The sequence below is a fragment of the Paraburkholderia sp. genome, assembly GCF_035501035.1.
GTDB lineage: Bacteria > Pseudomonadota > Gammaproteobacteria > Burkholderiales > Burkholderiaceae > Paraburkholderia.
Genome location: NZ_DATJWR010000128.1, coordinates 1 through 13,178, shown reverse-complemented (window position 1 = coordinate 13,178; position 13,178 = coordinate 1). Strand labels below are relative to the sequence as shown.

The following is a 13,178-nucleotide window of genomic DNA, read 5'->3' as shown; positions in this document are numbered from 1 at the left end:
GACGCGTTCATGGCTGTATCCTAGAATCGCAAGTTTAGATCATTCCGCGCCGCGCCGAGCCTGCCAACCGGGCGAGCGCGCCCGCCCGCAACGCAGGCGCACACCGCCTCTTCGCTCACTGCCCTCCCATGACCACAGCCCGCTCCCCCGCCAGCGCGCCCGACAGACGCATCGCCTGCGACCTCTTTTGTGCCGTGATCGACAACTTCGGCGACATCGGCGTGTGCTGGCGGCTCGCGCGCCAGCTCGCGCACGAGCACGGCTGGCAGGTGCGCCTCTTCGTCGACGACCTGCACGCGTTCCAGAAGCTGTGTCCCGCGCTCGACACGAGCCGCGCGAAGCAATCCGTCGAAGGCGTGCTCGTCGAGCACTGGCACACGCCCACGCACGCGGGCGATACGCTGCAGATCGCCGATGTGGTGATCGAGGCGTTCGCGTGCGAGCTGCCGCCCGTCTATGTCGCTGCGATGGCCGGGCGCGCTCGCAAGCCCGTCTGGCTCAACCTCGAGTATCTGAGCGCCGAAGACTGGGTGGCCGACTTCCATCTGCGGCCCTCGCCGCACCCTCGCTACGCGCTAGCCAAGCATTTCTTTTTCCCGGGCCTTAGCCCCGGCACGGGCGGCGTGCTCAAGGAGCGCACGCTCGACGCCGCCCGCGCCGACTTCGAACGCTCGCCCGAAGCCCGCGCCGCGTGGTGGCAGCGCGCTACGGACGGACCGCCGCCCGGCGCCGACGCGACCGTGATCTCGCTTTTCGCGTACGAAAACCCCGCCGTCGACAGCCTGCTCGCGCAGTGGCGCGACGCGGAGAAGCCGGTGGTCCTGCTCGTGCCGGAAGGCCGCATCTCGGGCGCGCTTGCGCGCTTTTTCGGGCTGCCGTCGTTCGGCGCCGATAGCGAGGTCAGGCAGGCCACACGCGGCGCGCTGCGCGCGCATGCACTCGCGTTCACCGAGCAGTGCGGCTATGACCCCCTGCTCTGGGCGTGCGATCTTAATTTCGTGCGCGGCGAAGACTCGTTCGTGCGCGCGCAGTGGGCGACGCGACCTTTTGTCTGGCACATCTACCCGCAAGCCGACGCCGCCCATCTGCCCAAACTCGACGCCGCGCTCGCGCATTACGGCCGCGCGCTGCCCGAGGCGCCGCGCGCGGCGCTCGAGCGCTTCTGGCACGCGTGGAATGGCCGCGGCGCCCTCGATTGGGCCGATTTCGCCCAGCACCTGCCCGCCTACGCCGCGCGCGCGAGCACATGGGCCGACGAACTGGCGCAGGTCGGCGATCTCGCCGGAAATCTCGCCGAATTCGCAAAAAGTCAGTTAAAATAAGCGGTTATCCGACGGCAGCCGTCTCAAGCGCTTCGACTTTCGCGTCCTCCCTGGTCCGCGCGTGATCACAGTGTGGTCAGTGCATCAAAGAGGGTCGCAGCCTCCGAACCCGCTTGCGACGTTTGCCGTCGAGCACACTCGAAGCTACTTAATCTGGACAGGACAGTTTTTTATGAAGACCGCACAGGAACTCCGCGTCGGCAACGTCGTGATGATCGGTAACGACGCGATGGTCGTGCAGAAGGCCGAATACAACAAGTCGGGCCGCAACGCCGCCGTCGTGAAGATGAAGTTCAAGAACCTGCTGACCGGCGCCGGCATGGAAACCGTGTACAAGGCGGACGACAAGTTCGACGTCGTCGTGCTGGATCGCAAGGAAGTGACCTACTCGTACTTCGCCGACCCGATGTACGTGTTCATGGACGCCGACTACAACCAGTTCGAAGTCGAAGGCGAAATGATGGGCGACGCCCTGAACTACCTCGAAGACGGCATGGCTTGCGAAGTCGTGTTCTACAACGAGAAGGCCATCTCGGTCGAACTGCCGACCACGCTGGTTCGCGAAATCGTCTACACGGAACCGGCCGTCAAGGGCGACACCTCGTCGGGCAAGGTCATGAAGCAAGCCAAGCTGAACACCGGCTTCGAGCTGCAAGTGCCGCTCTTCTGCAATATCGGCGACAAGATCGAAATCGACACGCGCACGAACGAGTACCGCAGCCGCGCCTAAGGCGAACGGCGGCGAACCGCAGCACAGAGGCGTCCGCCCTGCCCCCATGCGGCGCAGAGGCGAACACCATGGTCAAAGCGCCCCTCGGGGCGCTTTTTCTTTTTTCCCCAACCGTGTATGTTTGAGAGTGCTACGGGAAATCCTTACCGGTTTTGCGCACCAGGGTGCGAACCCGCCGCCCCGCGCCGCGTAAATATGGCGAGCGTGCGGCGTGCTCCGGCAAGGTTGCTTCCCGCGGCACGGTTTCTGCTGTGAGGGAGTTCGAGCAGCCGTTCTCACGCTCTCTTTCCCCCCCAACAGGAGAAACACGATGAACAACGACATTGCAGAAGGCAAGTGGAAGCAGTTGATCGGCAAGGCGAAAGCGGCATGGGGCGAGTTGACGGACGACGAACTCACGCGGGCCGAAGGCCATGCGGATCGCCTCGCCGGACTCATCCAGGAACGTTACGGCAAGACGCGTGACGAGGCGGAACTGGAAGTGCGCCGCTGGTTCGACGCGCACCGGCCGCTCGATTGACGCGCCGTTGGCGGCATGGCCGGAGCGCTAGCGCGGTAGTCCGATGGTTCGATCGGCCGGTAGTCCGGCCGTCCACTTGCAGGTAGACAAGGGGTCGCGGGCACGCCAGAGCGAGATGCGCTTCGGGCATGCGCCGCTGCACGGCCACCCGCGGATCGCCGCCCGGCAGTGCCGTCGCGCCCCCCGGTCTGGTGCATAACAACTGGGAGGACCGAAACTGAATATCCTGCTTCGAGACATCTCGGTGATCTCGGTGAAATCTTTCGTATCGTGCCGCGCTGCCGCGCACCGCGTAGCCGTTTGCCGGGGCGCCCGCGCTAACGCACGCGCGGTGCGCCGGCGCGACCGCGCTCATCCGTAAGCCGCTACCGCCATGCCACACGCCCTGATTGTCGAAGACGATCCGAACAGTTTGTCAGGTCTCTCAGCGATCCTGTCGGCCGACGGCTTCTCCGTCGACACCGCCGCCACACTCGTCGAGGCACGCGCCGCGCTCGCGCGCTTCATCCCCGACGTCGTTCTCGTCGACCTGAATCTGCCCGATGGCGGCGGTCTCGAACTGCTGCCGCATCTGCCCGCGCAACCGCCAGGCGGCGCGCTGCCCGTGATCGTGATGACGGGAAACGCCACGGTCGAAAGCGCGATCGAGGGCCTGCGCCACGGCATCTGGGACTATCTGCTCAAGCCCGTCAATATTCCGCGCCTGCGCAGCCTCCTTGCGCGCATTCCGCGCCCCTACGAACTGACCGAGGAAGTGCGCTCGCTGCGCGCCGCGCTGCGCCAGATGGGCCGCTTCGGGCCCATGCTCGGTCGCAGTGGTGCGATCCAGGTTGTCTACGACACGCTCGAGCAACTCGCGCCCACTGAATCGGCGATTCTCGTGCACGGCGAGGCCGGTACCGGCAAGGAAGTCGCCGCACGCACGCTGCATCAGCTGAGCCGCCGCCGCAAGGGGCCGTTCGTCGTCTGCGACGCGCGCTCGCTCGTCGCCGAGGCGGCGAGCGGACGTCCGCTCGCGAGCGTGCTGTTCGGCCACGAGCGCGGCGCATTCAGCGGCGCCGAGCAACGCGAACCCGGCCTCGTCGATCACGCGAGCGGCGGGACGCTCTTCATCGACGAACTCACCGACCTGCCGCGCGAACAACAGGAAACGCTGCTGCGCGCGCTCGATTCGCAAACCTTCATGCGCGTGGGCGGCAACAGCGAGGTGGGCACGGATTTTCGCCTGGTCGCCGCCACGCGGGCGGTGCCGCGCGAAGCCGTCAACCAGGGCATGCTGAACGAGGATCTGTGGCTGCGCCTCGATGCCGCGGCGCTTGCCCTGCCGCCGCTGCGCGAACGCGACGACGACGCGGCGCTGCTCGCAAGCGCATGGGTCGACGAGCTCAATCTAGACGCCCAGGTGCGAGGCCTCGCCGGCACGACGCGGCTCATTGCGCCCTCGTTCATCCGCGAATGCCTCGCCTATGAGTGGCCCGGCAACGTGCGTGAGTTGCAGGAACGCGTGAGGCGCGCATGGCACGCGTCGGGCGAGGTGCTGGAAACCTTGCACGCCGAGGAAAGCAGCAGCGCCCTCTCGCGCGATATGAACGGCAGCCGTGTGCAGGTGACGGTCGGCACGCCGCTCGCCGACGTGGAAGAGATGCTGATCCGCGCGACGCTCGACGCCGTGGGCGGCACGCGCCATCGCGCGGCGTCGCTGCTCGGCATCAGCCCCAAGACGCTCTACAACAAGTTGCAGCGCATGCGCCTGAACTGAGCCCCAGGCGCTCGCACCACGAAAAAAGGCGGCCCTCCGTTACCGGAGAGCCGCCTTTTTTCTACCTGCCGCCGTTGGTCGTGCTCAGGGCAGAACCCTGCGCAGCAGCGCCTGCGCCTCGATGTATCCCGGGTCGGCAACGAGCTTGTCCCAGCGCAGCGCCTTGCCGCGCGCCAGCATGCGCTTGATGCGCTGGCCCGAAGCCTTTGCGGCGCGGCGCGGCTCGATGTTGCGCAGCGCGTCGAGCACCTTCTCGGCCTCTTGCGGCTGATTGCAGATCAGCACCATGTCGCAACCGGCCTCGAGCGCCGCCCGCGCGCCCTCGGCCAGCGTGCCGCCCTGGCGTGCGGCCTCCATCGACAGATCGTCGCTGAAGATCGCACCGGTGAAGCGCAGCTGTTTGCGCAGGATCTCCTCGACCCAGATGCGCGAGAAACCCGCCGGCTTCGAATCGATCTTCGGATAGATCACATGCCCCGGCATTACCGCCGAAAGCGAGAGGCCGAGCCAGTCGTAAGGCAGCGCATCTTCACCGAGAATCGCTTCGAGCGGGCGCTCGTCGACAGGGACCGCGACGTGCGAATCCGCCGTCGCGAAACCGTGACCGGGAAAATGCTTGCCGCAGTTGGCCATTCCGGCGAGCGCGAGACCGTGATTGAGGCTCTTGGCGAGCAGCGTGACGACTCGCGGGTCGCGATGGAACGCGCGATCGCCCACCACCTTCGACTGCCCATAGCCCAGATCGAGCACGGGCGTGAACGAGAGGTCGATGCCACACGCGCGCAGTTCGCTCGCGAGGATGTAGCCCACGGCGGTGGTCAGCTTGGTGGCGAGCAGCACGTCCTTGTCCCACAGCTCGCCGAGGCGCCCCATCGCGGGAAGCACCGTGAAGCCGTCGGTGCGAAAGCGCTGGACGCGGCCGCCTTCGTGGTCGACGGCGATCAGCAGATCGTCGCGCACCGCGCGGATCGCGTCGGTGAGCGCGACGAGCTGCGCACGGTTCTCGTAGTGGCGCGCGAACAGGATCACGCCGCCGGTCATCGGATGCGCGAGGCGGCGCACGTCGTCGTCGGTCAGCGTGGTGCCGAGCACGTCGAGCATTACCGGTCCGGGAATTCTCTTCATCGATCAGTGATTGCGTAGTGGTAGACGCCGCGCGGCGCGCACGGCGGGGAAGGTGTGCGGTTTCAGCGGCTGGTTTCGGCGATCACGAAGGACACCGCGTAGTCATGCTCGTCGGTGATGCTCACGCGCGCCGTGATGCCACGTTCGTCGAGCCACTGCGCGAGCTCGCCCGAAGCGACGATCACGGGCCGGCCGCCCGGCTCGTTGAGCGTCTGCATGGCGCGCCATGTCATCGGCATGTGCATGCCAAGGCCGATGGCCTTCGAGAACGCCTCCTTGGCGGAAAAGCGCGTGCACAGGTAAGCGAGCCCGCGTGCCGCCGAGCGCGCCTTGCGCGCCTCGTAGACTGCGAGCTCGTCGGGGCCGAGCACGCGCGGCGCGAAGCGCCCGTTGGTGCGCTCCATCACTGCCGCCACTCGGCTCACCTGGATGATGTCGGTGCCGATACCGTAGATCGCCATGAGACTCCCGTCGGTGAATGTCGGTTGCGTCGGGGCCGCGCGGGCGCGCATGCACGCCCTGCGCGCCGCGCTCGAGCCGGATCAGGTGCGTGCGCCGAGGCGCGCCGCGACCATGATCGCCTTCATTTCGCGCACCGCGTTCTCCCAGCCCGAGAAGATTGCGTGCGCAACGATCGCGTGGCCGATATTGAGCTCGACGATCCCGTCGATTGCCGCGATCGGCTGCACGTTCGTGTAGTGCAGGCCATGCCCGGCGTTGACCTTCAGGCCGAGGCTGTTGCCGCAGTTCACGCCCGCCACCACGCGCTCGAACTCGCGCTCCTGCTCGCCGGCGTCATGCGCCTCCGCGTAGCGGCCCGTATGCAGCTCGATCACGGGCGCGCCCGCTTCGTGCGCCGCGCGAATCTGCGTTTCGTCCGCGTCGATGAAGAGCGAGACGCGGCAGCCCGCTTCGGCCAGCTGACGGCACGCGGCGGCAACGGCGTCGAAGTGGCCCGCGACGTCGAGACCGCCCTCCGTCGTCAGCTCCTGGCGCTTTTCGGGCACGAGGCAGACGTCGTGCGGCTTGATCTCGCACGCGATGTCGAGCATCTCGGCCGTCACCGCGCATTCGAGGTTCATGCGCGTTTTCAGCTGCGGACGCAGCGCGCGCACGTCGGCGTCGACGATATGGCGGCGGTCTTCGCGCAGATGCAGCGTGATGGCGTCGGCGCCCGCCTCTTCGGCGAGCAGCGCCGCGCGGATCGGATCGGGGTAAGCGGTGCCGCGCGCGTTGCGCAGCGTGGCGACGTGGTCGATGTTGACACCGAGGTCGATCACATTGGGCGAAGTCAGAAAGAAGCTCATAGGTTCTGCAAGTCGATGAGGATCTGGCGCGTCGCGAGCGGCGTGCCGCCGAGGTAAGTGTTCAACAGGAAGCGCATGAGCGCCTTGCTCTGCGCAACGGTCTGGGGTCGATGGTAATCGTCCTCTTCCATGTCGAGCAACGTCTGGCCCGAAAGCACGGGCCATTGCGCGGGCCATTCGTCGGATGCCTCGCGCACGCCGCGCTCGGGATCGAACACATAGCGCCCTTCTGCCACCACGGTCTTGCGGTTCACGGTGCGGTTGAGCGCGAGCGCATAGCCCGTTTCGCGCAGCAGCACGCGCTCGAACGAGCGCAGCACCTGCACGGGCGGCTCGTCATGCGCGAGGCGCGTGAGCGTGACGACATAGTGGCGAAAGAGTTCGGGGTGCGGGTCTTCGCGTGCGAGAAACTTCACGAGCAGCTCGTTCACGTAGAAGCCGCACAGGAGCGCGTCGCCGGTCAGCGGCAACATGCCGCCCACCCATTCCGCGCCCGTGAGCGTGCGCACTTCGCCCTTGCCGGTCCATGAAAGCGCAAGCGGCTGGAAGGTTTGCAGCACGCCGCGCAGCGCCGAGTGCGGACGCTTCGCGCCCTTCGCGACGAGCGCGACGCGGCCGTGATCACGCGAAAGCACGTCGATGATGAGGCTCGTCTCGCGATACGGGTAGCTGTGCAGTACGAACGCCGGTTGCTCGGCGATGCGATAGTCGGGCGTCGTGCTGCGTGGGGTGCGCGGCAGTTGCGAACGCGCGCTGGTCTTGCGCGCGTTGCGTGGTTCGGCGCGCCCTTCGAGCGTGGCGTCGGCGCTTTCTGTCATCGCGCCGCGCGCGGTGGCCGCTTTCACGCTTTTGCTACGGGAGCGGCGCGCGCCACGGGCCTCGGAGGGCTCGTCCGGTGCGCTCGCCTCGTCCGCCTGCGCATCGTCGGGCGCGGGCCAGTCGTCGTGCAGGGTTGCGGCTGCGCCGTCGCTCATACGCGTTGGTGCCCGTGCCGGTTACTCGTAACCGTAGGCGCGCAGGCCGGCTTCGTTGTCGGCCCAGCCGCTCTTCACCTTCACGAAGGTTTCGAGGTAGATGGGCCCGTCGAAGAGCTTCTCCATGTCGAGACGCGCTTCGGTGCTGATCTGCTTGAGCTTCGCGCCCTTCTGGCCGATCACCATGGCCTTCTGGCTGTCCCGCTCGACGAGGATCGTCGCGAAGATACGGCGCAGGCGCCCTTCCTGTTCGAACTTGTCGATCAGCACGGTGCTCGTGTAGGGCAGCTCGTCGCCAGTCCAGCGGAACACCTTCTCACGCAGGATTTCGGCGGCAAGGAAGCGCTCGCTGCGGTCGGTCAGGTCGTCTTCGCCGTAGATCGGCTCGCCTTCGGGCAGATACGGCTTGAGCATCTCGAGCAGACGCTTGATGTCGTCGGAATTCTTCGCGGAAAGCGGAACGATCTCGCGGAACTCGCGCAAGCCCTGGATCTGCTGGATGAACGGATAGAGCGTGGCCTTGTCGTTCACGCGGTCGATCTTGTTCGCGATCAACAGCGTCGGCGCCTTGGGCGGAATCAGGTCGAGCACCTTCTGGTCGTCGGGACCGAACTTGCCGGCCTCGATCACGAACAGCACGGCGTCTACCGAGCTGAGCGTCGAGGTCACCGCGCGATTGAGCGAGCGGTTGAGGGCGGTGCTGTGGCGCGTCTGGAATCCGGGCGTGTCCACGAAGATGTACTGCGCGTCGTCGATCGTGTTGATGCCGGTGATGCGATGGCGCGTCGTCTGCGCCTTGCGCGACGTGATGCTGATCTTCTGGCCGACCAGCGCGTTCATCAGCGTCGATTTGCCGACGTTCGGACGGCCGACGATCGCGACCATGCCGCAACGGAAACCGGCAGGAGTAGTGGTGGGAGCGTTCATGATCGGGCCGGGAAAGAAAAACGAGAGGCGCGCCAGTGGCGCGCACGGGTGGAATCAGTGGCCGGCATCGGCCGCGCGCACAGGGATGGCGGCGCCGGCTTCGGCGTGCGCATCGATGTCGGCACCGGTGCCGCCTTCGGTCGAAGACGGCGTGTCGTTCGTGGCCGGCGCGGCTTCGCGGGTGTGCGGCGTCACGCGGGTCTCGGCGGCGCTAGCGGCGTGCGCGGCAGTCGCAGCGGTTGTGGTGCGCTCGACCGTGCGCAGCGCGGAGTCAGCCTTCGCCGCGGCAGAACGGTGAGCGACCGAGCCTGCCGTCGGCACGCTGTCGTGTGTAGCAGGGTTGTCAGCGCCCTTCTCGGCGGCTTTGTCCGTGGGCTTGTCCGTCGACTTCTCGCTGGCTTTGTCCGCGGTACGCTCGGCCTTCTCCGCTGGGCGCTCCTGCACATGCGCCGCGCGAATCACCGCCAGCGGCGCGCCCTCGCCTGCCGCAGCAGGCTGCGCTGCCGGACGCTCGGCTCGTGTCGCAGCGCGCTCGCGGCGCTCCGGCGCGCGCAGATCGAGCGCACCCTGTACGCCCGTCACGCCCGGCACGACCTCGGGTTCGGCCTTGGTCGCGCGCGCCCCCTTCGAGCGGCGCGGCTTCGCGACGAGCGCGGGAGCGGCGGCCATCACGTCGTCGAGCGCTTTCTTCGCTGCTGCCTGTTCGGCTGCGCGGCGGCTCGCGCCCGAACCCGACACCTTCACGTCGAGCTTCGGCACGGTACATTCGACTTCGAACTGCTGATTGTGCGCCGCACCATGGGTTGCAACGACGGTATATGTCGGCAGCGCGATCTTGTGCCCCTGCAGATACTCCTGCAGCAGCGTCTTGGAATCCTTGCCGAGCGTGCGCGGGTCGATGTGATCGAGGATCGGCACGTAGAGGCGCTTGATGACAGTCTGGGCGGCGTCAAAGCCACCGTCGAGGAAGATCGCGCCAAAGATCGCTTCGAGCGCGTCCGCGAGGATCGACGGACGGCGGAAGCCACCGCTGCGCAATTCGCCTTCGCCGAGCCGCAGGCCATCTGCAATATTGAGGGCCTGAGCAATCTCGTAGAGCGACTGCTGCTTGACGAGGTTCGCGCGCACGCGCGAGAGGTCGCCTTCGTCCAGCTTGCCAAAACGTTGGAACAATAGGGCAGCCACCGCGCAATTCAGAACCGAATCACCGAGGAATTCGAGGCGTTCGTTATGCGTGGCACTGTGACTGCGGTGGGTCAAAGCCTGGCGCAACAATTCCGCATTGCGAAATTCATAGCGCAAACGGCTTTCCAACGGAGATTGGGGCATGGGGAGAGTATAACGCGCCCGCCGCCCCCAACGAAAACGCGGGGCGGCGGGCGAAAAACCGTGATGAAGCGACGTTACCGAGGGTTCTTCAAGTAGCGCGCGAAGATGCGATGCGAATGAGACACACGTGCGCGCATATGTTGATTGTTGCTTCTTCGCGCGACATCTTCTTCATGCGCTGTACGCGTATCGAGCGTGCGTTACTCGAATGAACCAATGCGCCTCAGATTGCTGAAGTTCATCCAGATGAAGAACGCGCGGCCCACGACGTTCGCGTCGGGCACGAAGCCCCAATAGCGGCTGTCCGCGCTGTTATCGCGGTTGTCGCCCATCATGAAGTAGTGGCCCGGAGGCACCTTGCAGATCACGCCGCGCGCGTTGTACTGGCAGTTGTCGCGATACGGATAGTCTTCCGCGCCCACGATGAACGGTGGCACAGCGGGGTTGTTGAGGATGTTGTTCTTGCGGCCGAAGAGGTCCTGCGTGAACTCCTTCGCGTAGCCGATGCGTTCCTCGTCGAAGTAATCGCCCACCGGCGTCTCGGGCACGGGCTTGCCGTTGATCGTGAGCTGCTTGTCCTGATAGGCGACCACGTCGCCCGGCAAGCCGATCACGCGCTTGATGTAGTCGACCGACTCGTCCTTCGGATAGCGGAACACAACCACGTCGCCACGCTCGAGCGGACGGCCCTGCGTGAGCTTCGTGTTCGTGATCGGCAGGCGAATGCCGTAGTCGAACTTGTTCACGAGGATGAAGTCGCCCACGAGGAGCGTGGGCACCATCGAGCCCGACGGGATCTTGAACGGCTCCACGACGAACGAGCGCACGAGAAAGACGATCAGGATGACGGGAAAGAAACTCGCCGTGTATTCGAGCCACCACGGCTGGCGCAGCTTCTCGTTGCGCAGGTTCTGACGCGTGGCGGGCGCGTTTTCGTCGGCGAAGCGCTCGCCGATACGCTCTTGCTGACGGTCGAACTCAGCGACCGCCGCATCGGCAGCGAGTCGCCGGCGCGGCATGAAAACCAGTTTGTCTGCAACCCACGCGACGCCCGTCAGGACGACGAGCAAAAAAAGTATCAGCGCAAAATTCATGTAGAGATCCGTTGTGCGGCTTATTTGCGTAGCTTATTTGTCTTCGACACGAAGGATGGCGAGGAAGGCCTCTTGGGGAATTTCGACCGAGCCGACCTGCTTCATGCGCTTCTTGCCTTCTTTCTGCTTCTCGAGCAGTTTCTTCTTGCGCGTGATGTCGCCGCCGTAGCACTTGGCCAGCACGTTCTTGCGCAACGCCTTGATGTTTTCGCGCGCGATGATGTGCGCACCGATCGCGGCCTGGATGGCCACGTCGTACATCTGGCGCGGAATGATCTCGCGCATCTTCGCGGCCACTTCACGGCCACGGTACTGCGATTGCGAACGGTGCACGATGATGGACAGCGCATCGACCTTGTCGCCGTTGATGAGCATGTCGACCTTCACGACGTCCGAAGTGCGGTACTCCTTGAACTCGTAGTCCATCGAAGCATAGCCACGCGACACCGACTTCAGACGATCGAAGAAGTCGAGCACGATTTCCGCCATCGGAATTTCGTAGGTGAGCTGCACCTGGCGGCCGTGGTACTGCATGTTGATCTGGTTACCGCGCTTTTGCGTACAGAGCGTGATGACCGAACCCACGTAGTCCTGCGGCATGTACAGGTTCACGGTCACGATCGGCTCGCGGATCTCGGCGATCTTCGACGGCTCGGGCATCTTCGCCGGGTTCTCGACCATGATCTGCGTGCCGTCCGCCTGCACGACTTCGTACACCACGGTCGGCGCCGTGGTGATGAGGTCCATGTCGAACTCGCGCTCGAGACGCTCCTGCACGATCTCCATATGCAGAAGACCGAGGAAGCCGCAGCGGAAGCCGAAGCCGAGCGCCTGCGAAACTTCGGGCTCGTACTGGAGCGAGGCGTCGTTGAGCTTGAGCTTTTCGAGTGACTCGCGCAGTGCGTCGTACTGGTTCGCTTCGACCGGATAGAGGCCCGCGAACACCTGCGGCTTCACTTCCTTGAAGCCCGGCAGCGGTTCCGGCGCCGGCTTGGTGGCGTGCGTGACCGTGTCGCCCACCTTCGTCGCGGCGAGTTCCTTGATGCCGGCGATGATGAAGCCCACCTGCCCCGCCGACAGCTGGTCGAGATCGCGCGACTTCGGCGAGAACACGCCGACGTGCTCGACCGGATACTGCGCGCCGGTCGCCATCAGCTTGATCTTGTCCTTCGGACGCAGCGTGCCGTTGACGATGCGCACGAGCATCACCACGCCCACGTAGTTGTCGAACCACGAGTCGATGATGAGCGCTTGCAGCGGCGCTTCCGGATCGCCCTTGGGCGGCGGCACCTTGGCGATGAGCGCTTCGAGCACGTCTTCCACGCCGAGGCCCGTCTTCGCGCTGCAGCGCGTGGCGTCGGTCGCGTCGATGCCGATCACGTCCTCGATCTCTTCGATGGCGTTCTCGGGGTTGGCGGCGGGCAGGTCGATCTTGTTGAGCACCGGCACGACTTCCACGCCGAGTTCGATCGCGGTGTAGCAGTTCGCCACCGTCTGCGCCTCGACGCCCTGGCTCGCGTCCACCACGAGCAGCGCGCCTTCGCACGCAGAGAGCGAACGGCTGACTTCGTACGAGAAGTCCACGTGCCCCGGGGTGTCGATCAGGTTCAGGTTGTAGATCTTGCCGTCTCGCGCCTTATAAGAAAGCGCAGCGGTCTGCGCCTTGATCGTGATGCCGCGCTCACGCTCGAGATCCATCGAGTCGAGCACCTGCGATTCCATCTCGCGGTCGGACAGGCCGCCGCACAGCTGGATGATGCGATCGGCGAGCGTCGACTTGCCATGGTCGATGTGCGCGATGATCGAGAAGTTACGAATATGATCCATTCAGTGCCGATCAAGCGAAAAAGGCGCGCCCCAACGATAGCCAGGCACGCCTCGTAAATAGATGAGTAGGGTAGCCCCAATCCCTTCCGGGATAGGGGCCCCCGTGGAACCGGACGTGCGAGTTTCCCCGCATCCGGCTCGAGCCATACCTTTAAGGGTTGCCCCTTATAAGCCCCGTCATGGCTTTGACGGAGCCGGCTTAGTCACGTTCAAACCGCCAGCATGCACTTGCCGGTGGCAATGTGGGTGGAGCAACACCCGATT

General features: G+C 65.4%; 12 protein-coding genes. 4 read left to right on the top strand and 8 right to left on the bottom strand.

Translation table 11 applies throughout. The features are described from left to right. Positions 1-128: 128 nt before the first annotated feature. From earP to VMJ11_RS09090, 4 genes are all read left to right on the top strand, one after another. Complete coding sequence (earP, locus tag VMJ11_RS09105) at positions 129-1,322, top strand: elongation factor P maturation arginine rhamnosyltransferase EarP (protein WP_325619082.1); 1,194 nt, start codon at positions 129-131, stop codon at positions 1,320-1,322. A gap of 172 nt (positions 1,323-1,494) precedes the next feature. Further along, entirely contained in the window at positions 1,495-2,052 is a 558-nt protein-coding gene (gene efp, locus VMJ11_RS09100) for an elongation factor P (protein ID WP_325619080.1), read from the top strand. Positions 2,053-2,362: 310 nt separating this feature from the next. Continuing rightward, on the top strand, positions 2,363-2,572 hold the full coding sequence (locus VMJ11_RS09095) for a CsbD family protein (RefSeq protein WP_325619078.1): 210 nt from the start codon (positions 2,363-2,365) through the stop codon (positions 2,570-2,572). Between the two features lie 373 nt (positions 2,573-2,945). Next, positions 2,946-4,331: a sigma-54 dependent transcriptional regulator gene (locus tag VMJ11_RS09090; RefSeq protein WP_325619075.1), complete on the top strand. Its 1,386-nt coding sequence runs from the start codon at positions 2,946-2,948 to the stop codon at positions 4,329-4,331. An 84-nt stretch (positions 4,332-4,415) separates the two neighbouring features. Here the strand turns inward: VMJ11_RS09090 and nagZ are convergent, their stop codons facing one another. The 8 genes from nagZ to lepA form a co-directional block, all read right to left on the bottom strand. Continuing rightward, positions 4,416-5,456, bottom strand: coding sequence for a beta-N-acetylhexosaminidase (nagZ, locus tag VMJ11_RS09085; RefSeq protein WP_325619073.1), 1,041 nt, complete (start codon positions 5,454-5,456; stop codon positions 4,416-4,418). A gap of 62 nt (positions 5,457-5,518) precedes the next feature. After that, positions 5,519-5,917 carry a holo-ACP synthase gene (gene acpS, locus VMJ11_RS09080; protein ID WP_325619071.1) on the bottom strand — a complete coding sequence of 133 codons (399 nt, stop codon included), beginning with the start codon at positions 5,915-5,917 and terminating at the stop codon, positions 5,519-5,521. 81 nt (positions 5,918-5,998) lie between these two features. Further along, complete coding sequence (pdxJ, locus tag VMJ11_RS09075) at positions 5,999-6,763, bottom strand: pyridoxine 5'-phosphate synthase (RefSeq protein ID WP_325619069.1); 765 nt, start codon at positions 6,761-6,763, stop codon at positions 5,999-6,001. Beyond that, positions 6,760-7,737 carry a DNA repair protein RecO gene (recO, locus tag VMJ11_RS09070; protein ID WP_325619067.1) on the bottom strand — a complete coding sequence of 326 codons (978 nt, stop codon included), beginning with the start codon at positions 7,735-7,737 and terminating at the stop codon, positions 6,760-6,762. The genes pdxJ and recO overlap by 4 nt, the downstream gene beginning before the upstream one ends. A gap of 21 nt (positions 7,738-7,758) precedes the next feature. Continuing rightward, positions 7,759-8,664 carry a GTPase Era gene (gene era, locus VMJ11_RS09065; RefSeq protein WP_325619065.1) on the bottom strand — a complete coding sequence of 302 codons (906 nt, stop codon included), beginning with the start codon at positions 8,662-8,664 and terminating at the stop codon, positions 7,759-7,761. Positions 8,665-8,718: 54 nt separating this feature from the next. Next, positions 8,719-9,993, bottom strand: coding sequence for a ribonuclease III (rnc, locus tag VMJ11_RS09060; RefSeq protein WP_325619063.1), 1,275 nt, complete (start codon positions 9,991-9,993; stop codon positions 8,719-8,721). Positions 9,994-10,193: 200 nt separating this feature from the next. Next, on the bottom strand, positions 10,194-11,087 hold the full coding sequence (gene lepB / locus VMJ11_RS09055; RefSeq protein WP_325619061.1) for a signal peptidase I: 894 nt from the start codon (positions 11,085-11,087) through the stop codon (positions 10,194-10,196). A 33-nt stretch (positions 11,088-11,120) separates the two neighbouring features. Continuing rightward, positions 11,121-12,914, bottom strand: a complete 1,794-nt coding sequence (gene lepA, locus VMJ11_RS09050) for a translation elongation factor 4 (RefSeq protein WP_325619059.1) — start codon at positions 12,912-12,914, stop codon at positions 11,121-11,123. Positions 12,915-13,178: the final 264 nt, after the last annotated feature.

Bases quoted from the DNA above. Each gene is read 5' to 3' on its own strand.
- nagZ (WP_325619073.1), bottom strand. From the start codon at position 5,456: ATGAAGAGAATTCCCGGACCGGTAATGCTCGACGTGCTCGGCACCACG.
- efp (WP_325619080.1), top strand. From the start codon at position 1,495: ATGAAGACCGCACAGGAACTCCGCGTCGGCAACGTCGTGATGATCGGT.
- era (WP_325619065.1), bottom strand. From the start codon at position 8,664: ATGAACGCTCCCACCACTACTCCTGCCGGTTTCCGTTGCGGCATGGTC.
- VMJ11_RS09095 (WP_325619078.1), top strand. From the start codon at position 2,363: ATGAACAACGACATTGCAGAAGGCAAGTGGAAGCAGTTGATCGGCAAG.
- pdxJ (WP_325619069.1), bottom strand. From the start codon at position 6,763: ATGAGCTTCTTTCTGACTTCGCCCAATGTGATCGACCTCGGTGTCAAC.
- acpS (WP_325619071.1), bottom strand. From the start codon at position 5,917: ATGGCGATCTACGGTATCGGCACCGACATCATCCAGGTGAGCCGAGTG.
- rnc (WP_325619063.1), bottom strand. From the start codon at position 9,993: ATGCCCCAATCTCCGTTGGAAAGCCGTTTGCGCTATGAATTTCGCAAT.
- lepB (WP_325619061.1), bottom strand. From the start codon at position 11,087: ATGAATTTTGCGCTGATACTTTTTTTGCTCGTCGTCCTGACGGGCGTC.
- lepA (WP_325619059.1), bottom strand. From the start codon at position 12,914: ATGGATCATATTCGTAACTTCTCGATCATCGCGCACATCGACCATGGC.
- VMJ11_RS09090 (WP_325619075.1), top strand. From the start codon at position 2,946: ATGCCACACGCCCTGATTGTCGAAGACGATCCGAACAGTTTGTCAGGT.
- recO (WP_325619067.1), bottom strand. From the start codon at position 7,737: ATGAGCGACGGCGCAGCCGCAACCCTGCACGACGACTGGCCCGCGCCC.
- earP (WP_325619082.1), top strand. From the start codon at position 129: ATGACCACAGCCCGCTCCCCCGCCAGCGCGCCCGACAGACGCATCGCC.